Annotated in this window: 23 protein-coding genes; 10 read left to right on the forward strand and 13 right to left on the reverse strand. The window is 72.8% G+C overall.

The features are described 5' to 3' along the window. Positions 1–73: 73 nt before the first annotated feature. Entirely contained in the window at positions 74–2,473 is a 2,400-nt protein-coding gene (locus tag IE265_RS14470; RefSeq protein ID WP_190035922.1) for an FtsX-like permease family protein, read from the reverse strand. Beyond that, the gene (locus IE265_RS14475; protein ID WP_190035923.1) at positions 2,470–3,162 is read right to left on the reverse strand and encodes an ABC transporter ATP-binding protein; all 693 of its coding nucleotides are present in this window, start codon (positions 3,160–3,162) and stop codon (positions 2,470–2,472) included. The genes IE265_RS14470 and IE265_RS14475 overlap by 4 nt, the downstream gene beginning before the upstream one ends. Positions 3,163–3,382: 220 nt before the next feature. Here IE265_RS14475 and IE265_RS14480 point away from each other — a divergent pair, with 220 nt between their 5' ends. After that, a complete protein-coding gene (locus tag IE265_RS14480) occupies positions 3,383–4,828 on the forward strand; it encodes a sensor histidine kinase (RefSeq protein WP_190035924.1) in 1,446 nt (481 codons plus the stop codon). Beyond that, entirely contained in the window at positions 4,813–5,523 is a 711-nt protein-coding gene (locus tag IE265_RS14485) for a response regulator (RefSeq protein WP_190035982.1), read from the forward strand. The genes IE265_RS14480 and IE265_RS14485 overlap by 16 nt, the downstream gene beginning before the upstream one ends. A gap of 37 nt (positions 5,524–5,560) precedes the next feature. Here the strand turns inward: IE265_RS14485 and IE265_RS14490 are convergent, their stop codons facing one another. Then, complete coding sequence (locus tag IE265_RS14490) at positions 5,561–6,961, reverse strand: pyridoxal phosphate-dependent decarboxylase family protein (RefSeq protein WP_190035925.1); 1,401 nt, start codon at positions 6,959–6,961, stop codon at positions 5,561–5,563. A 255-nt stretch (positions 6,962–7,216) separates the two neighbouring features. Here IE265_RS14490 and IE265_RS14495 point away from each other — a divergent pair, with 255 nt between their 5' ends. Together IE265_RS14495 and IE265_RS14500 are read left to right on the forward strand one after the other, a co-directional pair. Further along, positions 7,217–7,912 (forward strand): L,D-transpeptidase family protein, encoded by a 696-nt coding sequence (locus IE265_RS14495; RefSeq protein WP_190035926.1) that lies wholly within the window; start codon positions 7,217–7,219, stop codon positions 7,910–7,912. A gap of 120 nt (positions 7,913–8,032) precedes the next feature. Then, positions 8,033–8,242, forward strand: coding sequence for a hypothetical protein (locus tag IE265_RS14500; protein ID WP_190035927.1), 210 nt, complete (start codon positions 8,033–8,035; stop codon positions 8,240–8,242). Positions 8,243–8,468: 226 nt separating this feature from the next. On the opposite strand, the gene IE265_RS14505 is transcribed toward IE265_RS14500, so the two are convergent. Continuing rightward, entirely contained in the window at positions 8,469–9,293 is an 825-nt protein-coding gene (locus IE265_RS14505) for an SAM-dependent methyltransferase (protein ID WP_229916185.1), read from the reverse strand. A gap of 214 nt (positions 9,294–9,507) precedes the next feature. On the opposite strand from IE265_RS14505, the gene IE265_RS14510 reads away from it, so the two are divergent. Both IE265_RS14510 and IE265_RS14515 read left to right on the forward strand, forming a co-directional pair. Continuing rightward, positions 9,508–10,188, forward strand: a complete 681-nt coding sequence (locus IE265_RS14510) for an ATP-dependent Clp protease proteolytic subunit (protein WP_190035929.1) — start codon at positions 9,508–9,510, stop codon at positions 10,186–10,188. Position 10,189: 1 nt separating this feature from the next. After that, positions 10,190–10,795 carry a ClpP family protease gene (locus IE265_RS14515; protein ID WP_190035930.1) on the forward strand — a complete coding sequence of 202 codons (606 nt, stop codon included), beginning with the start codon at positions 10,190–10,192 and terminating at the stop codon, positions 10,793–10,795. A 37-nt stretch (positions 10,796–10,832) separates the two neighbouring features. On the opposite strand, the gene IE265_RS14520 is transcribed toward IE265_RS14515, so the two are convergent. Continuing rightward, complete coding sequence (locus IE265_RS14520) at positions 10,833–11,252, reverse strand: helix-turn-helix domain-containing protein (RefSeq protein ID WP_190035931.1); 420 nt, start codon at positions 11,250–11,252, stop codon at positions 10,833–10,835. A 215-nt stretch (positions 11,253–11,467) separates the two neighbouring features. On the opposite strand from IE265_RS14520, the gene IE265_RS14525 reads away from it, so the two are divergent. Continuing rightward, positions 11,468–11,896, forward strand: a complete 429-nt coding sequence (locus IE265_RS14525) for a hypothetical protein (RefSeq protein WP_190035932.1) — start codon at positions 11,468–11,470, stop codon at positions 11,894–11,896. Between the two features lie 67 nt (positions 11,897–11,963). Here IE265_RS14525 and IE265_RS14530 read toward each other — a convergent pair whose 3' ends face one another. From IE265_RS14530 to IE265_RS14540, 3 genes are all read right to left on the reverse strand, one after another. Further along, entirely contained in the window at positions 11,964–12,968 is a 1,005-nt protein-coding gene (locus IE265_RS14530; protein WP_190035933.1) for a cation diffusion facilitator family transporter, read from the reverse strand. Positions 12,969–13,139: 171 nt separating this feature from the next. Further along, positions 13,140–14,495 carry a CAP domain-containing protein gene (locus IE265_RS14535; RefSeq protein WP_190035934.1) on the reverse strand — a complete coding sequence of 452 codons (1,356 nt, stop codon included), beginning with the start codon at positions 14,493–14,495 and terminating at the stop codon, positions 13,140–13,142. 100 nt (positions 14,496–14,595) lie between these two features. Continuing rightward, entirely contained in the window at positions 14,596–15,864 is a 1,269-nt protein-coding gene (locus IE265_RS14540) for a serine hydrolase domain-containing protein (protein WP_190035935.1), read from the reverse strand. Positions 15,865–16,211: 347 nt separating this feature from the next. Between IE265_RS14540 and IE265_RS14545 the strand changes: the two genes are divergently transcribed. After that, complete coding sequence (locus IE265_RS14545) at positions 16,212–17,195, forward strand: aldo/keto reductase (protein ID WP_190035936.1); 984 nt, start codon at positions 16,212–16,214, stop codon at positions 17,193–17,195. Positions 17,196–17,268: 73 nt separating this feature from the next. On the opposite strand, the gene IE265_RS14550 is transcribed toward IE265_RS14545, so the two are convergent. Both IE265_RS14550 and IE265_RS14555 read right to left on the reverse strand, forming a co-directional pair. Next, positions 17,269–18,015, reverse strand: a complete 747-nt coding sequence (locus IE265_RS14550; RefSeq protein ID WP_190035937.1) for an MBL fold metallo-hydrolase — start codon at positions 18,013–18,015, stop codon at positions 17,269–17,271. Positions 18,016–18,076: 61 nt separating this feature from the next. Further along, positions 18,077–18,352 (reverse strand): YkvA family protein, encoded by a 276-nt coding sequence (locus IE265_RS14555; RefSeq protein WP_190035938.1) that lies wholly within the window; start codon positions 18,350–18,352, stop codon positions 18,077–18,079. A 166-nt stretch (positions 18,353–18,518) separates the two neighbouring features. Between IE265_RS14555 and IE265_RS14560 the strand changes: the two genes are divergently transcribed. Continuing rightward, positions 18,519–19,736: an FAD-dependent monooxygenase gene (locus tag IE265_RS14560; RefSeq protein ID WP_190035983.1), complete on the forward strand. Its 1,218-nt coding sequence runs from the start codon at positions 18,519–18,521 to the stop codon at positions 19,734–19,736. A gap of 212 nt (positions 19,737–19,948) precedes the next feature. Here IE265_RS14560 and melC2 read toward each other — a convergent pair whose 3' ends face one another. Continuing rightward, positions 19,949–20,773 carry a tyrosinase MelC2 gene (gene melC2, locus IE265_RS14565; protein WP_190035939.1) on the reverse strand — a complete coding sequence of 275 codons (825 nt, stop codon included), beginning with the start codon at positions 20,771–20,773 and terminating at the stop codon, positions 19,949–19,951. Positions 20,774–20,800: 27 nt separating this feature from the next. After that, the gene (melC1, locus tag IE265_RS14570) at positions 20,801–21,172 is read right to left on the reverse strand and encodes an apotyrosinase chaperone MelC1 (protein ID WP_190035940.1); all 372 of its coding nucleotides are present in this window, start codon (positions 21,170–21,172) and stop codon (positions 20,801–20,803) included. A gap of 1,125 nt (positions 21,173–22,297) precedes the next feature. Here melC1 and chvE point away from each other — a divergent pair. Then, on the forward strand, positions 22,298–23,395 hold the full coding sequence (gene chvE, locus IE265_RS14575; RefSeq protein WP_494486019.1) for a multiple monosaccharide ABC transporter substrate-binding protein: 1,098 nt from the start codon (positions 22,298–22,300) through the stop codon (positions 23,393–23,395). Between the two features lie 65 nt (positions 23,396–23,460). Here chvE and IE265_RS14580 read toward each other — a convergent pair whose 3' ends face one another. Further along, positions 23,461–24,126, reverse strand: coding sequence for a Tat pathway signal sequence domain protein (locus IE265_RS14580; RefSeq protein WP_190035942.1), 666 nt, complete (start codon positions 24,124–24,126; stop codon positions 23,461–23,463). Positions 24,127–24,766 lie beyond the last annotated feature (640 nt).

Below are 24,766 nucleotides of genomic sequence, written 5' to 3' on the forward strand. Positions count from 1 at the left end.
CCGCACGCCCGCACGCCCGCACGCCCGCACGCCCGCACGCCCGCACGCCCGCCCGCGCGCCCACCCCGCCCCGTCACTCCGTGCGCAGAGCCGTGGCCGTGCGGACCTTCGCGGCCCAGCCGGCCGGGAGCAGCGCGCCGAGCAGGGCGACGAGCAGCCCGGCCAGGCCCAGCAGCGCGAGCTGCCAGGTGTCGTACACGTCGAGGACCGACGGGGGCAGCCCGGTGCCCGCGGCCGATCCCATCACGGGCAGTACGTAACCGTGCAGCGCGAACCCGGCGGGGACGCCGGCCAGTCCGCCGAGTACGCCGATCCCGGTCACCGAGGCGAGCACGAGGACCACGGTCTGCCGCGGCGACATGCCGAGCGCCTTGCACACCCCCAGGTCGTGGACGCGTTCGCGGGTGTCGAGGACGACGGAGTTCAGCACGCCGAGGCCCGCCACGGACACCAGCATCAGGGTCAGCAGCACCGCCATCGCCTCCAGGACGAGGATCATGCTCTCCCCCCTTCCGGCGAAGTCGGCGATGGCGTCCCCGCCCAACGGACGCACCACCTCGGCGAGTTCCGCCGCGTACGCGGCCGGTGAGACGCCCGGTTCGACCTCGATGAGGAAGACCCCGGGTTCCGCGGTCGCGAAACTGCCGAGATCCGCGTGGACCCGCATCCCGTCGTCCGACGTGTCGAAGGCCTCGCCGACGATCCGCAGCCGCTGCGACTCCTTCTCGAAAGTCACCCGCACGGTGTCGCCGACCCGGTTGCCGGTCGCCTCCAGGAACTGCGTGGACACCACGACCTGGCCCCGCCCGGTGATCCAGTGCCCGGAGATCATCTCGAAGCTCCCGGGGCCGGAATCGCCCTGGTACAGCCTGATCCGCACGGAGCCGGCGACCCCGGCCACGGAGCCGTCGCCCTGTGCCACGCCGTAGTACGAGGCGGTGCCGGGCTGCGCGGCGACGGCGGCGCGGACCCGCTCCGGGTCGGCGGGCGCCGGCTGCTCCTGGCCGCCGGACGCCGGTCCGCGGTGCTTCTCCGTCCGTACGGGCCCGGCGTTCCCGCCGCCGCCCGGCCCGCCGCTGATCGCGGTCACGTCGGCGCGGTCCTCGGGGTCCTGCGCGGCGGCGACCGCGTTGAGGGACTGCGTCAGCCCCACCGCGAACGTCGCGGCGACCGTCCCGAAGGCCACCGCGAGCACCATCGCGATCGCCCGGACGGGGTGCGCGAACGGACTCGCGAGGCCGTACGTGACGGGCCTCGGCAGCGGAAGCCGCCCCGCCGCCCGGTGCGCCCACTGGCCGCGGTCCGTCCGCGGAGCCCTGCCGACCGCGATGGCGTCGACCGTACGCAGCCTCCCGGCCCGCAGCGCCGGCACCAGGGCCGCGACGCCGACGACGAGCAGCGCGCCGGCCGGCACCACGACGTCCACCCACCACGCCACCGAGAGCGACGCGGTGCCGTACACGGACTCGGTGTCCTCCAGCAGGGGCACCGCGAGCACGTTGCCGAGCACGACTCCCAGGCCGATGCCGACCCCGGCCGGGATCAACGCCTGTGCCACATAGGCCCGTACGACCTCGCGCGGTGTGAAGCCGATGGCCTTGAGGATGCCGATCCGCCGCAGTCCGGTGCCGACGGCGCCGCTGATGACACTGCCGACGATGATCACCGACATCACGATGCCGAGCACACCGAACGCGAACAGGAAGGGGATGGTCGCCGCCGCGCCCTGGTCGGCGGCCCGCTTGGTGTCCAGCCACGACTGGGTGCCGAGCAGTGCCCCGGAGGGCACGGCCGCGGCGAGCCTCTTGCGGTCACCGGTGATCTCGGCCTTCGTCCCCGCTGAGTCGAAGCGGTAGAGCATCTGGCTGCCGAGCCGGCCGTCCTCGGCCACCAGCGACCTGACCTGCGCGGGGGTCGCCCAGAGGTCGGCGCTGTCGCCCGCCGACATGGCGAAGCCGACGATGGTCAGCGTCCGGCCCCCGGGGGCGTCCGAACTCTCCATGGTCGAGCCCAGTTCGAGGAACGGGCCGGCGAACGACGAGGACAGCACGATCTCGCCCGCCTTCCGTGCCCAGCGGCCCGACTTGAGGTCGAGCGCGTCCACGTCGCTCTTCGGGCCGGGGCGTCCCACCAGCGTCAGCGCGGGCATGTGCCCGCCCTCCGGGCCCACCGGACTGATCGTGGTGGTCGGGAACGGCCCCGCGCTCGCCGTGACCCCGGACAGGCCGCCGGTCGCTCCGAGCCGGTCGTCGCTCACCCTCTCGGGGTCGAACTCCGCGGTGAGGTGCGCGCCGTGCTGCTGCGCGAAGGCGCGGTCGAAGGGGGCGTTCGTGGCGACCATCAGGGAGCCGGCGACCACGGCAGAGGCCACCGCCATCATCGTGGCCACGGCGATCACGAGTGTCTGCACACGGCGTCTGCCGACCCCGGAGCGGACGACCCGGCCGAGGGCCCCGTTGCCGAAGCCGGTCATCGGACGGGCTCCGCCCGCGTGTCGGCGGCCACGTGCCCGTCGACCAGGTGGATCGTGCGCTGCGCGCACGCCCGTGCCAGTTCCAGGTCGTGCGTGACCAGGACGACGGTCTGCCCGCCGCGGTGCAGGTCCACGAGCAGTTCCCGCACCTCCTGCCCCGACGCGGTGTCCAGGGCGCCGGTGGGTTCGTCGGCGAGCAGCAGGGCGGGCTTGTTGATCAACGCCCTTGCCACCGCGACCCGTTGACGTTCACCGCCGGACAGCCGTCCGGGGTACGCGCGGGCGTGCCGCTGGATTCCCAGCACCTCCATCAGCTCGTCGGCGCGGGCGGCGGCCGTGCGCCGGGCGGTTCCGGTGAGCTGGGCGGGGAGCCGGATGTTGTCGGCGACCGTGAGGTCGTCGAGGAGGTTGAAGAACTGGAAGACCATGCCGATCCGTTCGCGGCGGAACCGGGCCAGCGCGTGCTCGCTCAGCCGGTCGACGCGCTGCCCCGCCACGGTCACCGTCCCCTCGGTCGGCCGGTCGAGGCCGGCCACGAGGTTGAGCAGTGTGGACTTGCCGCTGCCGGACGGACCGGTCACGGCGAGGGCCTCGCCCTGGGCGACGGCGATGTCCACGGGTCCGAGAGCGGCGGCGTCGGCGCCGCCGTAGCGCTTGGCCACGCCCTTCAGTTCGATCACCTGAGTCATGGGTGTGTCCGTCCTTCGCGGTCGAGGAGCCGATGCCGTGTGCAGGCCCGGTGAACGTACGGGCGGGCGCCGCCGGGGCGCGTCGCCCGGGGCACCGACATCCCGCCCTCCCCGCGGAGGACCCGTCCCCGGCGTCATCCCCGAGGAGTACGCCCCGCGGGCAGGTCGTCGACCGTCCGGGCGGACGCGGAGCACCGCAGCGGGACCGCACACTGTGCGGATGGAGACGGCGGAGCCGCAGGGGCGGCGACGGCGGCGGCACGACGTGCCGCCGCCGAGAGCGGCGGGTGGACCGGTGGACGAGGTGCCGGGGCCCGGTACCTGGCGTGAGCGGGCGGGCGACGTGCTGCGCCCCGGGACGTGGCGTGGGCACGTCCGTGACGCGTTCGAGCCGGAGGAGAGGCCCGCCCCGCTCTCCCGCCGGGCGGTGCGCCTCGACGTGGTGCTGGCCGTCGTGCTGACCGTCGTCGCGCTGGTCGTCGCCGCGCGCTACCCGGGCGACGGGCCGGTGCGGATGAGCGCCAGGAGCGTGTCCGGGCCCGGGCAGTGGCAGGCCGAGGCTCCCCCGTGGCCGCCGGGCCTGCCCGTACCGCCGGAGGTCCGGTTCGAACCGGAGGCCACCCCCTCCGCGCCCGTGGTCCTGGTCGTGCTGTCGGCCCTGCCGCTCGTGGTCCGGCGCAGGTATCCGCTGACCGCGTTCGGGGCGGTCCTGGCCGCGGCGCTCGCCATCGGCGACAGCGTGTCCTGGATCAACGTGCTGACCTGCAGCATCGGCGCGTACAGCGCGGTCACCCACAGCCGGCACCGCATGCGGGCGCTGGCCGGGCTGGTGGTCGCCGCCGTGCTGGCGGGGGCGGCGTTCCGGGAGTCGGACCCCGTGCTGCCCGGCTGGTCGAGCCCCGCTGTCGTGCTCCTGGTCGTGGGGGTGCTGGCCAGCCTCGCCCGGTTGGGACGGCAGCGGCTCGCGGCCAGCAGGGACCGCTTCACGGAGCTGCAGCGGGCCCAGGAGAAGGCCATGCGCCGCGCCGTCGCGGAGGAGCGTGCCCGGATAGCCGCCGAACTGCACGACGTCGTCACCCACAATGTGAGCGTGATGGTCATTCAGGCGGGTGCGGCCCGCAAGGTCATGGACGCCGCCCCGGAGCGCTCCAAGGAGGCGCTGCTCGCGGTCGAGGCCGGCGGCCGTGCCGCCATGGCCGAGCTGCGCCATGTGATGGGGCTGCTCGCGGGGCCGGTGGCGGGCAGGTCCGACAGTCCCGCGGACGGGCTGGAGCCGCAGCCCGGCCTCGGACAGCTCGACGCCCTCGCCGAAGGGGTCCGCGCCGCCGGGACACCGGTGGGCCTGACGGTGTCGCTGCCGTCCGTGCCGCTCCCGCCGGGGGTGGAGCTCACCGCGTACCGCGTCGTCCAGGAGGCGCTCACCAACACGATCAAGCACGCGGCGGGCGCCGAGGCCTCGGTCGTCGTGGCACACGCCGACGCCCGGCTGGAGATCGAGGTCACCGACACGGGAGCCGTCCGCGACTCCCCGCAGGTGGACGGCAACGGCCGGGGCCTCATCGGGCTGCGCGAGCGTCTCGCGGTGTACGGCGGCGAGCTCACCGCGGGGCCGACGCCCACCGGCGGATACCGGGTCACCGCCCGGATTCCCTGGGAGGCGGTGTGAACGCGCCGCCCCTGCGGGCCGTCATCGCGGACGACCAGGCCCTGGTGCGTACGGGCTTCGGGATGATCCTGGCCGCCGACGGCATCGAGGTGACGGCGGAGGCGGCCGACGGGGCCGAGGCGGTCGACGCGGTCCGCCGCACCCGGCCCGACGTCGTCCTCATGGACATCCGGATGCCGCGGATGGACGGCATCGAGGCCACCCGGCGCATTCTCGGCGGGGGAGCCGACGGCGGCTCCGACGGCACGCGGGTCATCATCCTCACCACGTACGACCTCGACCACTACGTGTACGCCGCGCTCACCGCCGGGGCCAGTGGCTTCCTGCTCAAGGACGTCACCCCGGAGCACCTGGTGGCGGCCGTGCGCCTGATCCGGTCGGGCGACGCGCTCCTCGCGCCGACGATCACCCGTCGGCTGATCGAACGCTTCGCCCACCGCCAGGAGTCCCCGCAGACCACCCTCCGCCGCGATCTGTCCGGTCTGACGCCCCGCGAGCTGGAGGTGCTCGGCCTCCTGGCGACCGGCCTCAGCAACGCGGAACTCGCGGAACGGCTGTTCCTCAGCCCGACCACGGTCAAGACCCATGTCGGACGCATCCTGTCGAAACTGGACCTGCGGGACAGGGTGCAGGCCGTCGTGCTCGCCTACGAGAGCGGTCTGGTCTCCCCCGGAGGCCCGGCCGCCACCGACTGACGCGACCGGCGCGCCCGCCCGCCCGTGCGTGAGTGCGTCAGGAGTCCGTGGCGCCCGCCGCGCGCCGCACGGCGGCGAGCACGCGGTCCGTGTCGGCCTCGGACGTGCGCCAGTTGCTGAACGCGGCCCGCAGCGCGTGCGTCCCCTCGAACACCGTCGGCGTCACGAACGCCTCGCCGGACCCGGCGACGGCCCGGCCCAGCGCGTGCACCCGCTCCCGGCCGGCGTCCCCTTCGAGGGTGAAGCACACGACGTTCAGCCGGACCGGTGCCAGCAGCCGCAGACCCGGGACGTCCGCGATCCCGTCGCCGAGCCGCCGGGCGAGCGCGATGTTCCGCTCGACGATCTCCCGGTGCCCCGCGCGGCCGTACGCGGCGAGCGAGAACCACGCCGGGAGTGCGCGCAGCCGGCGGGAGTTCTCCGGTGTGAGGTGCACGAAGTCCGGCTCGCCGGTCGGCGCGCCGAGGTACGGGGACGCGTTGTGGAAGACCCGCACCTGGAGATCGCGGCGGCGGGTGAACTGCACGGCCGCGTCGTAGGGGACGTTGAGCCACTTGTGCAGGTCGACGCAGACCGAGTCGGCCGCGTCGAGGCCGTCGACGAGATGCGCGTACGAGGGGGACAGCGCGGCGAAACCGCCGAAGGCGGCGTCCACGTGCAGCCAGAAGTCGTGGCGCTCCTTGAGTGCGGCGATGGCCCGCAGGTCGTCGAAGTCGACCGTGTTGACGGTGCCCGCGTTGGCCACGACGACGGCCGGACGGCCGTCGAGCGCCTCCAGTTCGGCGTCCAGCCGCGCGACGTCGACGGCTTCGCGGCCACCGGGCAGCAGCGGGACCGTACGCAGCCGGCCGCGTCCGATGCCGAGGACCGAGAGCGCCTTCGGGACGCTGGAGTGGGGGCTGCCGGACAGGATGTCGACAGGGCCGAGCGCGCCCGCCCCCTCCTCCGAGACGGAGACACCCAGGCGTTCGCCGAGCCACTCGCGCGCGATCGCGAGCCCGACGGTGTTGGAGACGGTCGCGCCCGTGACGAACGCGCCGCTGTGGTCGTCGCCCAGGCCGAACAGCTCGCGCAGCCAGGAGAGCGTCTCGCGCTCCAGGGCGGTCGCCGTGGAGTCACCGCCGCCAGCGGAGTTCTGGTCGTACGCCCCGGTCAGCCAGTCCCCGGTGAGCGCGGCCGGGGTCGCGCCGCCCGTCACGAAGCCGAGATAGCGGGGTCCGGCGGAGGCGGAGAAGCCCGGTGCCCAGCGCTCGGCGAACCGGGCGAGGGCGCCCTCGGCGCCGACACCGTCCGCGGGGAGGGGCTCCGCGTCGGGCGGTCCGCCCAGGTGCGCCACGGGCCGGGCGTCGAGCCCCGCCACCTCGCGGGCCGCGAAGTCGCGCGCGGACTGCAGGAGCTCGGGAAGCCGGGAGAGGTCGTCGGCGAGTGTCCGGTGCATGATCCGCAGCGTAGGCGCCGGAGCCCCGCCGCGGCCCGGTCCACCTCGCGGCGACTGGACCGATTCCCGGGGCCGGGTCCGGGGCCGGGCGGGGATCGGACGCCGCACCCGGCACCGGACCGGGTGAGCGTTCCGTACCGGTCGGTGAGGGGGAAAGTCACGGTTCTGTCGCGACCCGCCCGGCTCCACAACCAAGGCCGCCCGTCGGTTGTCTAGCAGTGCAGAGATGGACGGAACGAAAGGGAAATGTCTGCCATGGGGGACATGAAAAGACGCGGAGTCGTCGCGCTCGGGATCACCGCACTCGTGACGCCGCTGACCGTCGCGCTCGGCGCGGCCCCGGCCCAGGCCGCGAGTTGCAGCACGCAGGCCGGCCCGTACCAGAAGCAGGTCGAGAAGTTCCTCGGCCGTCCGGTCGACGGCAAGCAGTCCGCCGCCGACTGCGCGGCGACGAAGGCGTTCCAGACCAAGCACGGCATCACCCCGAACATCGGCTACGCCGGGCCGGTCACATGGGGCGTCATGGATCTGATGCTCAAGCAGAAGGCCGTCGGGAAGAACCCGAACAAGGACGGCAAATGCCCCGTCAACAAGGGGCGTATCGCCTGCGTGAACCTGACGCTCCAGCTCAGCTGGATCCAGGACGGCAAGACCCTCGTCCGAGGTCCGGTGCCGGTGCGCACCGGCCGCAACGGCTACGAGACCCGCACGGGCCTGAAGAAGATCTACTGGCGGCACATCGACCACGTCTCGTCCATCTACAACGTGCCGATGCCCTACAGCCAGTTCTTCGACGGCGGCCAGGCCTTCCACTCCGTGGGCGTCAGCATGTGGAACCCGCCCGGCTCCCACGGCTGCGTCAACATGACCAAGACCGAGGCCAAGGCGTACTGGTCGCTCCTGAAGAACGGCGACGACGTCTACGTGTACGGCCGCAAGCCGGGCACCTGACAGACGTCCCGGGGCGGGCCGGCCGGCCTCCGGCCGCCCGCCGCCGCGCCCATGGAAAGGTCACAGGTAAGTAGTCATCGTCACAGGTGCTCCTCACATGGTCTTCACTCCCGGGCCCGTATGATTCACGGCATGTCCACCACCCAATGTCGTGCACGGGTCTCCGTGCAGCGATCCGCCGCCGAGGTCAACGAGGAGATCCGCGCCCTGTGGCTGCGGAGCGGCGGGACGCTGAGCGGCGAGCAGCGGCGGGCGTACCAGCGGCTGGTCCTCGAATGGTCGGCCGCCCCGTCCGACCCGGCCGACCACACGTCGACCAACGCGGCGTGAGCCGCGGGGCCTTCGCCCCGCCGCCCGTCGCACTCCCACGAGCCGTCCGCCCGCGAACAGTCCGTCCGTGAGCCCGGCCACACCGCCCCGGCCCAGCGTGAGCCGGCACACACCGTCCAGCACCGTGAATCGGGCCACAGAGACTCTCTGTGGCCCGATTCACGTTTCGCCGTCTGCCGTCTGCCGTCTGCCGTCTGCCGGTACCCGGCCGTGCTCGGCGACCGTGTCAGGGCCTGCGGCCCACCCCGCCGAACATGGCCACCTCCTGCGAGTCCGCTCCCGGGTCCGGCCGCCAGCGCGAGCAGGAGACGACACCGGGGTCCAGTACGTCGAGCCCCGCGAAGAACCCGGAGACCGCCTCGGGCGTGCGCTGCTTGAGCCGCGGGGTGCCGTTCTCGTTCCAGTACGCGACGGCCGCGTCCACGTCCGGCGTCGCGGGCCGGGTGACGGTGTGGGAGAGCACGAGATGGCTGCCGGACGCGAGTCCCGCCATGAGCCGCCGCACGATGCCGTACGCCTCGTCGTCGTCCTCGACGAAGATGACCACGCCGAGCAGCATCAGCGCCACCGGGCGGCTCAAGTCCAGCGTACGGGAGGCCTGTTCGAGGATCGCGTCGACCTCGCGCAGGTCCAGGTCGAGGTAGTCGGTCAGCCCCTGCGGCGAACTGGTCAGCAGGGCTCGCGCATGGGCCAGCACGAGCGGATCGTTGTCCACGTAGACCACCCGGGCCTCCGGCACCAGGCGCTGGGCCGCCTCGTGGGTGTTGTCCGCCGTGGGCAGTCCGGTGCCGATGTCGAGGAACTGCGTGATGCCGCGGTCGGTGACCAGGTGCCGCACCGCGCGGTTCAGGAACGCGCGGTCGGCGCGCGCGTACGCGTCGATGCCGGGGTGCAGTCCGCGGATGTGGTCGCCCGTCGTCCGGTCCACCTCGTAGTAGTCCCGGCCCCCGAGCCAGTAGTTCCAGATGCGGGCCGTGTGCGCCCGGGTGGTCACGATGCGGTCGAGTACCGCCCGGGAGGGGTGTTCCGCGGCTGTCGGCTCCTGGTGCACGTGCTGGGCTCCGGCTCTGCTGGGGCGGAAGGGGGGTGCAACAGGCAATGTAGACCGCCGAGTTGGCGTTCGCCGAGGTCTGGAGGGGATGAGAATCGAACGGCTCTGCCGAGGGCGAATCTGCTGCGGGCCGAGATTCCTTCCGCACGGCCCACCCCGGTCCGAGGGTGGAGGCACGGCGGCGACGACGGCCGCACCACCACGAGGAGGACCCATGACACCCTTCGGCACCGGACCCGGCGGCACCGGGTCGCACACCCGCCCCGGCACCGACCGGGCGCCCCGGGCTGAGGAGGGGGAGACGCCCGCGTCGCGGTTCGACGACCACCTCGCCGGCCAACTCCTCAACCAGCGCATCGTGTTCCTCGGCACCCAGGTCGACGAGGTGTCCGCGAACAGGGTCTGCGCCCAACTGCTCCTCCTCTCCGCGGAGGACCCCCGCACCGACATCGGCCTCTACATCAACAGCCCGGGCGGATCCGTGCACGCCGGCCTGGCGATCTACGACACGATGCGACTCGTCCCGAACGACGTGTCGACCCTCGCCATGGGATTCGCCGCCAGCATGGGCCAGTTCCTGCTCACGGTGGGCACCCCCGGCAAGCGCTACGCCCTGCCGAACGCGCGGATCATGATGCACCAGCCCTCGGCCGGCATCGGCGGCACCACCGCGGACATCGCGATCCAGGCCGAGAACCTGCAGTTCACCAAGCGGACCATCGAGCGGATCACCGCCGAACACACCGGCCGCAGCGAGGAGGCGATCGCCCGCGACGGCGACCGCGACCGCTGGTTCACGGCCGAGCAGGCCAGGGAGTACGGCATGGTCGACAGGGTCGTCGAGTCCCTGGAAGACATCCGCCCGGCCTCCACGAAGCGACGGATGGGACTCTGACATGAGCCAGTACACGATCCCGAACGTCGTCGAGCGCACCCCGCAGGGCGAGCGCGCGTACGACGTCTACAGCAGGCTGCTCTCCGAGCGGATCGTCTTCCTCGGCACGGAGATCGACGACGGTGTCGCCAACGTCGTGATCGCCCAGCTGCTCCACCTGGAGTCCGCGGCACCCGAACAGGAGATCGCGATCTACCTCAACTCGCCCGGCGGCTCCTTCACTTCGCTCATGGCCATCTACGACACGATGAGTTTCGTGAGCGCGCCCATCTCGACGTTCTGCGTCGGGCAGGCCGCCTCGACGGCCGCCGTTCTCCTGGCCGGCGGCGACCCGGGACGGCGCTTCGTCCTGGAGCACTCCAGGGTGCTGCTGGGCCAGCCCGCGAGCGGCGGCACACAGGGCACGGTCTCCGACCTCAGCCTCCGGGCCAAGGAGATGATCCGTATCCGCTCCCAGGTCGAGGAGGTGCTGTCCCTGCACACGCACCGCTCCGTCGAGACGCTGCGCGCCGACATGGACCGCGACAAGGTGTTCACCGCGCGGGAGGCGGTGGCCTACGGACTGGCCGACGAGATCCTCGGACGGCGGCTGGCCCGGGCCGCCTGACCGCGGCGCCCCGGGGGAGCCGGGGCGCCGCACCTCCTCAGGCCGCGAGCCGGATGTCGCCGAGCCGGGACTGCGCCTCGGTGCGGCCGGGCGCGGGGCGCGAACCCACCGGCCGGGCGGACGGGACGGGCCGGGCGGACGGGGCCGGCCGTGCGAGCCTGCGGTGCGCCAGGGCCAGGAGGTCGGCGAGCCCGAGCCCCAGCGCGTGCGCGGCGGCGGCCAGCACCTCGGACGAGGCCTCCTTGCGGCCCCGTTCGAGCTCGGACAGGTACGGCATCGAGATGCGGGCCGATTCGGCGACGTCCTTGAGCGTCCGCTCCTGGGCGAGCCGCTCGCGTCTGAGGACATCGCCCACGACGTCCCGCCACAACGGCTCCCTCGGCGCGGGTCCTGCGGACTCGTCCGGCACGGGACGCAGGGGGATGACACGGGCTCGGTTCGACACGTGGCTGCTCACCCCCTCACCCTAGGAAGCCGGGCGCGGTTCGGGGAGTGCACGGCGTTCCGCCCTCGGCGAAGCCCGCGGGTCCGCCGCCCGCCGGGCCGCCCGGGATCGTCCGCTCCCGGGCGGCGGGCCGTCGCGCCACCGGGCTCGCCGCGCCGATTGAACGGGCGGGCACCGGACCACGTACCACCCAGGACACGTGATCCACGTCCTGGAAGGAACCCACGGTGACGAGCCCTCGCCCCCGCTCCCTCGGCCTGGCCGCGGCGGCCCTGCTGAGCCCGCTCCTGCTCGGGTGCTCGGCCGATCCGGCGGAGCCGGAGAGCGGATCCGGCGGGGTCACGGCGGCACCGGCGAAGATCGAGAGGATCGCCGAGCTGACGGGCTGCAAGCCGGAGATCCGCATCGAGGCCGACGAACTCCGCGAGGGCGTGTGCCGCACCTCGCGCGGCCGGTGGATCGTCACGACGTTCCCGCGGGAGAAGTTCAAGGAGACCTGGCTGGACGCGGCCGCCATCTACGGCGGCACCTACCTCGTGGGGCCGCGGTGGGCGATCGGCGGCGAGCGCGCGCTCCTCGACGACCTGCGGACCGACGTCGGCGGGGAACTGCGGAACCTGCGGGACTCCCCCTCGCCCGTGCCCGCGTCCTCCTAGCCGGGGCGAGCCGTCCTCCCGGCCGGCGGGAGGACGCCCGTACCGCCCGGCGGAACGGGCCGCGGACTCAGTGCGCGTGGGGCTCGTCGCGGTGCACCGGACCGTGCGCGACCTCGCAGTGCGACCTGTCGCCGCCGGTGCCCGAGCGCAGTTCCAGGACCTCCGAGGGCGCGTGGTCGACCTGGAGCGTGGTGTGACCGATCCCGTAGTCGACCTGGAGGACCTTCTCCAGGTCCCGGCGCACGGTGTGGCAGTCCGCGACGGGGTCCACGAGGACGTGCGCGGAGAGCGCCGGCTGGCCCGAAGTGATGGTCCACACGTGCAGGTCGTGCACCTCCGTGACGTCCGAGTGGCTCACCAGCCGGTCGCCGATCGCGTCCGGGTCCAGGTGCGCGGGCGCCGCCTCCAGGAAGATCCGCCCCGACTCCCGTACGAGCCCGTACCCGGCCTTGAACATGAGGGCGACCACCACGAGCGTGGCGATGGCGTCGGCGCGCGCGAACCCGGTCAGCAGTACGACGAGACCGGCGACCGCGGTGCCCACGAAGGCGAACAGGTCGTTGAGGATGTGCTGGTAGGCCCCCTCGACGTTGAGCGAGGCGCGGTTCGCCCGCGAGATGCACCAGGCGGCCGCCACGTTCACCGCGATCCCCGCCAGGGCCGTCACGAACACCAGCCCGCCCTCCACCTCGGGCGGATCGATCAGACGCCGTACCGCCTCGTACGCCAGCCAGGCGCCGAGCAGCAGCAGCGTCAGCCCGTTCGCCTGCGCGGAGAGGATCTCTGCGCGCTTCAGCCCGTACGTGAACCCGCCGCGGGCCGGGCGCGCGGCCAGCCGCATCGCCACGAGGGCCAGCACGATGGACACGGCGTCGGTGAGCATGTGCGCCGCGTCGGAGATCAGGGCGAGCGAGCGGGCGTAGACACCGATGACGACCTCGGCCGCCATGAAGGTGGCGATCAGGGTCAGGGCGATCGCGAGCCAGCGGCGGTCCGCGTCCCCGCTCACGCCGTGCGCATGCCCCGCGTGCCCGCCCGACCCGTGATCGTGGTCGTGGTGCGCGCTCGTCATCTGGGTCCCCCTTGATGCGGTGTCCGACACCCGCAGTGAAGCGCACCGCGCCGAGATCGGCAAAGGCTGCAGCGGTGACCGTTGTCATCATCGATAACGGGCGTCTGACCAGCGGTTATGGGAGGGCCCGTGACGGGCGGGCCAGGCCGGGCGCAGCGCCGCCGGATGCCGTCAGGCGCCGAAGAGCTGGGTCCAGTACGTGCCCGCCGGGCCGCCGCCCGCGAAGCCGACGCCCAGGTGGGTGAAGGCGGGCTTGAGGATGTTGGCGCGGTGCCCGGGACTGTCCATCCAGCCGCGCACGACCTCGGCGGGGGAGCGCTGGCCGCAGGCGATGTTCTCGCCGATCGTGCGGCGGGCACTGCCCGCGGCGGCGGCCCGGTGCCAGGGCTCGCTGCCCTCGGGGGAGGTGTGCGAGTAGAACGAGCGGGCCACCATGTCGTCGCTGTGCGCCTGCGCCGCGCGGGCCAGCAGCGGATCGGGGGCCAGCGGCGGCAGCCCGGCCGACGCCCGCTCGGCGTTGGTGAGCGACAGGACCTCGGCCGTCGTGGCGGCCAGGCCCCCGGCCGTGAGCGGACGGGCCCACAGCGCCGTCCAGTACAGGGTGCCCGAGCGGTGGTCGGGCACGGACGCCACGCCCGCCTCGGTGAACGCCGGGTCCTGGAGGGTGCGCCGGGACCGCTCGCCCGAGAGGCAGTACTCCACGAACTCGGCCGCGGTGCGCGGGCCGGACACCAGGTGCTCGCCGACCGTGAGGTACGCGTACCCGCCGGAGGTGACGCGCTCGTGCAGCGAGATCCCGTCCGGACCCTCCGACCCCAGGCGGCCGGCCGAGGCCATCCCCGCCGCGTGGGCCCGCGCGGCGGCCGTGAGCCGGGCGTCCAGCGAGACGGGCGGGGCGCCCGTCGCCGCGCGGGCGGCGTTCACCGGGCCGAGGAAGCCGTCCGTCTCCGGGACGCCCCCGTGCCGCCCCGCCCGGCCGGCCGTCGTGGTGACCGTGCCACGCCGGGCCTGCGGGGCCGCGGGGACCGTGCCCGCGCCGGCGTCCGCCTCCTCGCTGACCTCCACCCCGAAGTCGCGCGCGATGCCGGCCAGCCCGTCCGCGTACCCCTGTCCCAGCGCGCGCAGCTTCCACCCCGTACCGCGGCGGTAGATCTCGGCGAGCAGGAGCAGCGTCTCCCGCCGCGGGGCCGGCGGGGTGAACCGGGCGAGGACACGGTCGCCCGGACCGGTGACCCGCAGGGCCGGCGCGGGCAGCGCGCCCAGCGGTGTGCCGGGGTCGGCGGGACTGACGACGACGGTGACGCGGCTCGCCCCGGCGCGCAGGGCGGCCGGGTCGACGGTCAGTGTGTCGCCCCGCAGCCGCGCCCCGGGCGCGGACGGCTGGTTGTAGAAGACGAAGTCGCCGTCGCCCCGGACCTTGCCGCTGTCGTCCGTGATGAGCGCGGACACGTCGAACGGGCCGGGGACCCGGAGGGTCAGGGTGCCGCCCGGGAGGGGCAGATTGCCTCCGGGAACCAACTCGCTCATGGGTGCCGCCTGTCGTGGTGCCGGGTCGGGAGCACGCCCCGCGGGACGTTGCCGGAACAACGTCCCACGGGACCGCGCGGGTTCCTGGCCCCGCGCGCCGTCAGTCGCGGGTGATCGCCGGCGCGATGTCCTCGTGCCGCTCGGCGGGCGCCGCCGAGCGCTTCGCGGCGGCCGGCTTGCCGCAGAACGCGGCCTCCAGGGTGCCCGCCATGGTGGTCAGCACGGCGGAGTTGTTGGACGTGTTGGCGAGCGCGGTCACGCTGCGCCTGCCGTCCGCCGACGTGAACGCGTACGTGTAGTAGCCCTGCACGGTGCCCGTGTGGCCGTACACCGAGACCCCGCAGGACAGGTCCCGGCGGCGCAGCCCGAGGCCGTACCCCTGGGTGCTGTTCACCGGGATCCACTGCCGCATCTGGGCGAGCTGCGCGGACGAGGTCAGTTCGCCGCGCAGCACGGCCGAGAAGAAGGTGTTCAGGTCACGGGTGCTGGAGATGACCGCGCCCGCCGCCTGCGCCCACGAGGCGGTCTGCTCGGTCGAGTCGACCAGCGGCGCGCCGGCCTCGTCCGGTGTCAGGTACCCCTTGGCGTGGCGGCCGGGGATCGCCGTGGACGGGTGGACGTACACCGTGTCCTTCAGCCCGAGGGGCGCGATGACGCGCGTCCGGTAGGCCGACGCCACGGACGTTCCCGTCAGCTTCTCGATGAGCATGCCCGCGACGACGAAGTTGGTGTTCGAGTAGGAGTACGCGGCGCCCGGAGTGCCGGTGAGCGGCTTCTTCAGGGACAGGTCCACCAGCTCCTGGGGGGTGAACACCCTGTTGCGCACGGACTCGAAGCCCGGGACCGTCGCGGCGAACATGTCGTTGGTGTAGTCGTACAGTCCACTGCGGTGGCTCAGCAGATGGCGCACCGTGATCCGGTCGTCGGGCAGGGTCCCCGGAAGGTACCTGGTGACCGGTGCGTCCAGGTCGAGCACGCCCTCGTCGACGAGCTGGAGCAGCACGACGGCGGAGAAGCTCTTGGTGACGCTGCCGACGCGGAAGCGGTCGGCGTTGGCGATGGCCCGCCGGGTGGTCCGGTCCGCCACGCCCTCGGCCGCCTTGATGACCTTGCCGCGGTCGTCGACCCGGGCCATCGCGCCGGGCGCCCCCTGCGAGAGCGCCGTACGCAGTACGTCGCGCAGCGCCGCCCGGTCCGGTGCGGGCAGCTCACCCACCGCGCCCTGCCGTCCGGCGGATGCCGCCGAACCGTCGCTCGTGGTGCGGGTGTTGGCCTCGTCGGCGGCCGCTCCGTGGGCCGGAACCACCAGGACGGACAGCAGGACCGCTCCCAGTGCCGCCGCGCGCCCGCCCGTCATCGCTGAACTCATCTGCTTGCTCTCCCCTGTCAGTCCGCGTGCGCGGAACCGGTGCATGCCGTGCCGCGGACGCGGCGACGGCACCATCTCTACGCGCCGCACCCGCGGGCGGGTTGCATCGACAGGAGTGAATTCCCGGACGCGGCGGCTCTCTTTGTGACGGCGGCGCGCGCGGCCGGTCCGGCGCGCACGGCCTCCGGCGCGCGGAACCCGCGCGTCCGGCGGTGGACGGAGAACCGCTGGCCGGGCCCGGAGCCGACCGCTTCGCGGGACGGCTCCCGCCCCGGCCGTCGCCTGAACGGGCGCACCGCCCGGGGTCGGCGTCCGGAACACCGTGTGCCGGGTGCCAGACTGGTCCCATGGACGAGCGCGAATTCGGCAGGTCAGGACAGCACGCATCGGTCGTCGGACTCGGCACGTGGCAACTCGGTGCCGACTGGGGCGACGTGGACGACAAGGAGGCCCTGGCGGTCCTGGAGGCCGCCGCGGAGGCGGGGGTGACGTTCTTCGACACGGCCGACGTGTACGGGGACGGGCGGAGCGAGGCGACCATCGCCTCCTTCCTGCAGGGCAGGCCCGATCTGCACGTACTGGTCGCGACGAAGATGGGCCGCCGCGTCGACCAGCTGCCGGAGAACTACGTCCTCGACAACTTCCGTGCCTGGAACGACCGTTCGCGCCGCAATCTCGGAGTCGACCGGATCGACCTGGTGCAGCTGCACTGCCCGCCGACCTCCGTCTACCGGGCGGACGAGGTGTTCGACGCCCTCGACACCCTCGTCGAGGAGGAGCGGATCGCGGCCTACGGCGTGAGCGTCGAGACCTGCGAGGAGGCGCTGACGGCGATCGCCCGCCCGGGTGTGGCCAGCGTCCAGATCATCCTCAACCCGTTCCGTATGAAGCCGCTCCGGCAGGTCCTGCCCGCGGCACTGGAGGCCGGGGTCGGCATCATCGCCCGGGTCCCCCTCGCCTCCGGACTGCTCTCCGGCAAGTACACGAAGGACACCGTCTTCGCGGAGAACGACCACCGGACGTACAACCGGCACGGTGAGGCCTTCGACCAGGGGGAGACCTTCTCCGGCGTCGACTACACGACCGGTGTCGAGGCGGCGGCCGAGTTCGCCGCGCTGTCGCCGGACGGCCGCACCCCGGCGCAGCTGGCGCTCGCCTGGATCACGCAGCAGCCCGGTGTGACCACGGTCATCCCGGGAGCCCGTTCGCCCGAGCAGGCCCGCGCGAACGCGGCTGCCGGGAAGCTGCCGCCGCTCCCGGACGAGACGCTCGCGGCGATCTCCGACCTGTACGAGCGGCGCGTCAAGGAGCAGGTGGAGAGCCGCTGGTGACCCGGTGACGGGCTCCCGCACCCTGCGCGGTCACCGGACCCGGCAAGGGGCGCGGGAGCCGTCCGGCGCCGGCTCAGAGCGCCTGCTCCCGGGCCCGTGCCGCCGCCTCGCGCACGGAGCCGCGGTGCACCGGCCCGTGCCCGGGCAGCAGGACGTCACCGGTCAGCGACTCGAACGTGTCCAGTGACGCGAGCGTGCCGCCGAGGTCGTGGTGGAACATCACGGGCAGCACCTGCGGGCCCTTCGCGCGGGAGGTGGCGTGCCCGCTGACCAGCCCGTCTCCCGAGATCACCACTCCCGCGTCCGGCAGATGGAAGGCGCAGTGGCCCACCGTGTGGCCGGGGGTGTGCACGGGAACGGGACGGCCGGGCAGATCGAGCGGGCCCTCACCGGGGAACGGCCGCGGGTCGGCGACCGGGTTGTGTTCGGTGCCGCCGGAGCGCAGGACGTGCACCGCCCACGGCAGGACGCCGGGCCGCCAGGAGTTCCGCACCACCGTCCCGATGGTCACCTGCTGGAGGAAGTCCCGGCGCGCGTGCGGGACTTCGGCCGCGTGGGTGTAGACGGGCGTGCCGTACGTGCGGCTGAAGTGCTCGGCCGAGCCGATGTGGTCGTTGTGCGCGTGCGTGATCAGCACCGCCGCCACCGCCTCGGGCGAGCTGCCCACGGCCGCCAGGGACGCGAGGAGCCGCTCGCGGTCCGCGGGATAGCCGGTGTCCACGAGGGTGACGGCGTCGCCCTCGCCGAGGATCACCCAATTGGTGTTGCTTCCGTGCACCAGATGGATGCCGTCGGCGACTTGCTGGATGTCTGCCCGCATGATCGTCCCGATGGTGGAGGTCCGTGTCCGACGGACCCACCCAAGCAGATCCGGCGGACCCTCAGCGCAGCGGGTCGGACGAGGTGCGCATGGACCTCAGGGCCAGCAGCAGTACGGCGATGTCGTCGAAGTAGGCGGGGTCCGGCAGCAGGTCCGTCGGCAGGACGACGTAGGCCACCGCCCCCCAGAAGACCCAGCGGGGGCCGGTCGGCAGCCCGGCCCGGCGGAGGTCGCGGCGGGTGCGCACCAGCCGGACCATGAGGACGACCGCGGCCAGCAGGGCCGCTGCCAGCACGGCCGCCACGACGAGTACCAGAATCCACGTATTGGTGTCCATGAGCCCTTTCCCGGCTCGCCCAGTGCTGCTTCTTCGCCTGCCCAGGTTCCGCCGCTCGACTCCGCCGGGCCGGTGCGACACGCGGCGCGGTGGGCGCGAGGGCACCCGCCGCACCCCTACGCTGTGCTGTCGATTGATCACCTTGAGCGAACAGTGGAGTGCGCGCGTGAAGATCGCCTGCGTCGGTGGCGGGCCCGCCGGCCTGTACTTCTCCATCCTGATGAAGCGGCAGGACCCGGGCCACGACATCACCGTCCACGAACGGAACCCGGCCGGCTCGACCTACGGATGGGGGGTGACGTACTGGGCGAGCCTGCTCGACAGGCTGGAGGAGCACGATCCCGAGTCGGCGCGGGCCGTGCGGGAGAACTCGGTCCGCTGGAGCGACGGCCGGGCGCACGTCGGCGACCGCACGACGACCCACCGCGGCGACGAGGGCTTCGGCATCGGCCGCCGCACACTCCTGGACCTGCTGGCCGAACGGGCCCGGGCGCTCGGGGTGCGCGTCGAGTTCGAGGACGAGATCGCCGACGGGGCCGAACTGCCCGACGCCGACCTCGTCGTGGCCGGCGACGGGGTGCACAGCGGGGTGCGCGAGCGTCATCCGGAGCACTTCGGCACCGAGGTCGTCCTCGGCCGGAACAAGTACATCTGGCTGGGCACCACGAAGGTGTTCGACGCGTTCACCTTCGCCTTCGAGGAGACGCCGCACGGCTGGATCTGGTTCTACGGCTACGGGTTCGGCGAGGACCGGAGCACCTGCGTGGTCGAGTGCTCGCCGGAGACCTGGACCGGCCTCGGGCTCGACCGCGCCGACGAGGCGGAAGGGCTCGTCCTGCTGGAGAAGCTGTTCGCGAGGCCGCTGGACGGACACCGGCTGATCGGCCGCGCGACGGCCGGCGGCAGCGCGCAGTGGCTCAACTTCCGTACGCTCACCAACCGCACGTGGTCCCGCGGCAATGTCGTGCTGCTCGGCGACGCGGCCCACACCACGCACTACTCCATCGGCGCGGGCACGACGCTGGCCCTGGAGGACGCCATCGCGCTGGCCGGGGCCCTGGGTGCCCGGACCGGGCAGGGTCGCGCCGAACTCGCGCCCGCCCTCGACGCGTACGAGCGCGAACGCAGGGCCGCGCTGCTGTCGGTGCAGAGCGCGGCCCGCCACAGCGCCCAGTGGTACGAGAACCTGCCGCGCTACATCGGGCTGCCGCCCGCCCAGATGTTCGCCCTCCTCGGCCAGCGGCACTCCCCGCTCCTGCCCTACGTCCCGCCGCAGCTCTACTACCGGATCGACCGCGCGGCCGGTCGGCTGGAGGCGCTGCGCCGGCTCAAGCGCTGGCTGGGCCCCAGGGTCGCGCGGACCCTGCACGCGCGGCGCGGCTGACGATCCCCGGCGGCCGCCTCCCGTGGAGGAGGCGGCCCGCCGCCCGAGGTGGTGCGCGACGGTCGGCCCCCCGCCGTCGGGCGCCCCGCCCGCGGCGGTGCCGGCGGTCCTCCCGTGCCGCCGGCACCGCCGCACCCGGTCACCGGCCCCTCGGTCACGGGTAACCGGTCACGGGGCGCCGGCCTTCAGTCGCCGGTCGCCGGCCCGGTCCGTCAGGCGGTGTCGAAGGTGTAGTGGCGGGTGTGGTCGAGCAGTTCGGCGGGCGTGGAGTCGTTCCACGGCTTCATGCGCTCGTCGAGGTCGACCACGTCCCGGGTGCCGGCGACCGGCAGGTAGCCGGAGCCGGGGTGCCTGCGGCGCCAGTCGGCCCACAACTTGTCGATGTACGCGTGGTGCAGCCAGAACACCGGGTCGTTGGGGGAGACGCCGGTGGCCATCTGGCCCCCCACCCAGACATGGACGCGGTTGTGCAGATTGACGCCCCGCCAGCCCTCCAGGTGGTTGCGGAACCCGTCCGAGCCGCTGTTCCACGGCGGCATGTCGTAGGTCGCCATGGCGAGTACGGAGTCGACCTCCGCCGGAGTGGGCAGCGGCCGGCCGCCACCGCCGAGCGAACGCCGCAGATACGTCCGGGTGTCGACACGCACGGAGATGGGCCAGTTGCCCGTGGAGGCGGCGAAGGCCCCGTCCATGACCCGCCCGTCGACGGATCGTCCCGTACCGCCGAGGAAGTCCGGTGCCCACAGGGCCGCGCGGGGCGTGCGGTCGACGCTCCAGTCCCAGTAGGGCAGGGCCACGGTGGCGTCGACGGACTGCAGGGCCCGCTCGAACTCGAGGAGGAATCTGCGGTGCCAGGGCAGGAACGAGGGCGAGCGGTGGCCGACCCGTTCGCCGGTGTCGGTGTCACCGAGGATGAAGGCGTTGTGGGTCGTGACGAACGTGTCGTAGCGTCCTGAGCGCTTCAGCTCCAGGAGGGCGGCGACGAACCTGCGCTTCTCCTCGGCGGTCAGGGCGGACTGGTTCTTGCGTACGGTCATGGCGGTCGGACTCCGTTGCGGTGCTGGTCAGTTGAACGGGACGAGGGGAGCGCCCCGGAGTTCCTCCACGGCGGCGCGGGCCGCCGCTCGCGGACTCGGCACCGGGTCGTAGTGGCTCACGACGCTGATCCAGCTCCCGTCCGCGTTGCGCATCACGTGGAGTTCGACGCCGTCCACGAGCACGGTGTATCCGGCGCCGTGGTGATGGTGGCCGCCGCCGGACCGGCCCTGTATTCGGCGGCCGAGGTAGACCTCGTCGAACGGGGCGGGGCCGTCCTGCTCGTGGGCGGCGGCCGAAGCGGCCGAGGCGGTCGTACGGGGGAGTGCGGCGAGGGCGCCGCCGCCGACGGCGAGCGCGGCCGCGCCCCGCAGGGCGCGGCGTCGGGTGGGACGGGACATGGGATACGTCCTCATGGTCGGCCGGCGGCACGCGGGATCGCATATGCCGCCGGAATGGCCTCGGTTGACGATTCGTATCCCTATCGGGCGTAAGGGGCGGCGGGAAAACCGCCAGGGTCCGGTTGGCCGAGATCCGGACAATTGACAACATGTCATGCAGGATTGAACAAAGGTGATCTTGCTGTGCGGGGCGGCCGTCGGGGGCTCGCGGGTGGAACATCGCCGCCCTGCGGGGGGATTGGCGGTGATCTTCCGGGTTCCACGACTTCCCGTGGTGTCGCTCACGTCCGGAAAGTGACGTGAATGCATACCTGTGTCCCGGCCTGTGACGAGGTTCGCCGTCGAGTCGGCGTCGGCTTCCCCGGCTCCGGCCGGGTGCCGTCGCGGGGAGGTCCTGCCCTTCGGGGGGCGGGTTCCTCGCCGGGGTGGCGCACGGGCGGTCGGGGCGACTCTCAGTCGCCAGACATCGGATGTCTGTGTGCGGCGTCCTCGGAAGCCGGCTTCCGTTGTTCGGTCGTTGTCGATTGAACAGTCCGCCCATGATCGGGCAACTGGGCACAAAGTGCTGTGAGTTGTGCACTCCGTGGAGGTCATTGGGTACAAATGCGGCAGCCTGCGGTTTCGAATGATCGTGCGTCGGCGCAATCAATGTGACCAAAGGGAGTCACAGTGGCCCTACGTCGAGATACGCTCCCTGCACCCCACGTAACGAGGCCGTGCCCGTGGGGGCCGGTCATCGCCGGCCTGCTCGTGTGCGGGTTCAACGGAGTCCAACGCAGGAGTCAAACCGTTTGGTCGGAACGTCCCCTCCCTCACCGTGACCCGGTGAGACCAGCCGAACCCGGAGCTCCGTGCGTGGGGCACCGGCCATACCTCGGCGTCGTCACCGGCGCGTACGTGCAGTGCGAGTCCCACCGGTGCGACGCCCCGAACTCCCTTGCACGGCGGCCCCGGTACACCTCGGCACCAGCAGGGATGCACCACGGACTCCGTCCAGGAGCCGTGCGCCGCGGACGTCCTCCGCATGCCCCGCCGGTCAGGCGCGGCATGGACGACGGTCGCGGGCCGCCCGGCGCACGGAGCGAACCGGGTGCCGCCGACTGTCTGTCACCCCAGTGAGGAACGATGAGCATGCGCGCCCGCACCACCGTAGCTGCGGCCCTTTCCACCGTCCTGTCCCTCTCGCTCGCAGGATGCGGTGAGAGTTCCGACACCGGCAGCGGCGGCGGTGCCGCGTCCGTCGGGATCGTGATGCCCACCAAGGTGTCCCAGAGGTGGATCAACGACGGCCAGAACATGGTCGACGAGCTCAAGGGGTTCGGTTACAAGACCACCCTCAAGTACGCGGACAACGACCCGAAGACCCAGGTCGCCCAGGTGGAGGCGATGATCGCCGACGGAGTGGACGCACTGGTGATCGCGTCCGTCGACGGCCGTGCGTTCAAGGGCGTCCTCGGCAAGGCGAAGGCCGCCCACATACCCGTCATCTCCTACGACCGGCTCATACTCGGGTCGGACGCCGTCGACTACTACGCGACCTTCGACAACGTGAAGGTCGGGCATCAGCAGGCCGACTTCCTCGTGGAGAGGCTCGGGCTCGTCAACGGCACCGGCAAGGGCCCGTTCACCGTCGAACTCTTCGCGGGATCCGCCGACGACAACAACACGCGCTTCTTCTACGACGCCTCGATGGAGGTCCTGAAGCCGTACATCGAGAACGGTGACCTGATCGTCAGATCCGGCGACACCGAACTGGAGGAGGTCACGACCCTCCGCTGGGACGGTGTCGCGGCCGAGAAGAGAATGAACAAGGTCCTCGACTCGGACTACACGGACCAGACCCTCGACGCGGTCCTCTCGCCCTACGACGGCATGTCGATCGGCATCATCAAGGCGCTGAAGAAGCACGGCTACGGTGTCCCGGGCAAGCCCCTGCCCATCGTCACCGGCCAGGACGCCGAAGTGCCGTCGATCAAGTCGATCATCGGCGGCGAGCAGTCCCAGACCGTCTACAAGGACACCCGTGAACTGGCCCTCGTGACCTCGTACATGGTGAACTCGGTGGTGCACGGCAAGAAGCCGGCCATCAACGACACCAGCACGTACGACAACGGGGAGAAGGTCGTGCCGGCGTACCTGCTGGAGCCGGTGAGCGTCGACAAGGGCAACTACGAGTCGGTGCTGCTGGACTCGGGCTACCTGAAGAAGAGCGACCTGAAGTGACCTCGTGCGTGCGGGGGCGGGGAGACATGCTTCCCGCCCCCGCACGTTCGTGCGCCGGGGTGCCGTCAGTTGACGAAGACCGTCGGGCCGCCCTCCTGGGTGGTGTCCGTGACGGGGGCGTACTTCGCCGTGAAGTAGCCGTTGCTGAAGCACAGTGACGAGCCGGAGAACTTCGTGAACTGCTGGTTGGTGAACGAGATGCTGTTGTCCGCGTTGTCGGCGGTCCCGGACAGGCCCGGAGCCCGGTAGACGCAGGTGATGCTGCCGAGAAGCGTGCGCAGGACCACGGTCGTCTGGATCGTCGAGCCGTCGGCGGGAGTGATCGTGACCGCGCCCCCGGACGTCACGGCCGTGGTGTAGGGCAGGTTGTCGACGGTGATCCGCGTGACGCCGAGCACGCCGATGACGTTGCTGGTGCAGGCGGCGCTGTCGAAGGTGTGGCTGGTGACCGACTCGGTGGCGACACCGGGCGCGGCCGGGTTGTCGAGCACCTCGGCGACGAACGTCGACGTGCCGCAGGAGACGCCGCTCGTGCCGGTGCTGCTGGAGTAGAGCGTGGCCTTCGTGCCGGCGGCCAGGGAGGCGCTGAGTACGTCCCCGGCCGCGACGGCCGTTCCGCCGGGCCCGCCCGTGGTGAGGACCGTGCTGTCGGCCGCGGTGGCCGGGCCTGCGGCGGACAGGGCGAGAGCGGTGACGGCCGAGGCCAGGGCGAGAGAGGTACGAGTGCGCATGCGGGTGCCTCATTCCGGAAGTGGGGGTGGGTGAGGTGTCGTCGCCGGTCCGGCGTGCCTTCTCCGAACACGGCGGACCGGCGACGGCTGCCGGACGGCCGGCCGGGGGCGTCGAGGGACGGCCCCCGGCACAGGCCCGGCGCTGGGGCGACCGGCATGGTCCGGGAGGGGGGAAGCGACCGTGCCGGTGCCGTGGAGGGGTGGAAGCGGATCGCGAGAGCGAGCTGCCGCCGCGCGACGGGTCGCGTGACCGTGGGTGCGGCAGGCCGGCCGATGGCGGGAGGGTCCCGGGGCAGGCTTGTGCCGCAGGACGGATCCGGCGCCACGGATCCGTGCTCGGCCAGGGAGAGTTGTAGACCTGAGGGTTGTTCAACGTCAAGGCGTAGCAAGGAAGTTGACGCCAAGTCAGTCCTGCGGCCGGATTCATTCCGTGTTCGGCCCGCCGGGTGCCCGAGTGCCGTGTGCGCGGCCCGGTCCGTGCGGGGTTCCCGGAGTGACCCGCGGGGCGGTCCGCCACCGGGGCCGCCGCGGCCCGTGCTCCGTCCGGCACCTGGGCCGGAGGTGTGCGGAGGTGCGCGCGCGTCCGGCACCCGGGCCGGAGGTGCGCCGAGGACCTGCTTCGTCCGGCATCTCGGCTCGA

The sequence above is a fragment of the Streptomyces fructofermentans genome, assembly GCF_014651055.1.
Classification (GTDB): Bacteria; Actinomycetota; Actinomycetes; order Streptomycetales; family Streptomycetaceae; genus Streptomyces; species Streptomyces fructofermentans.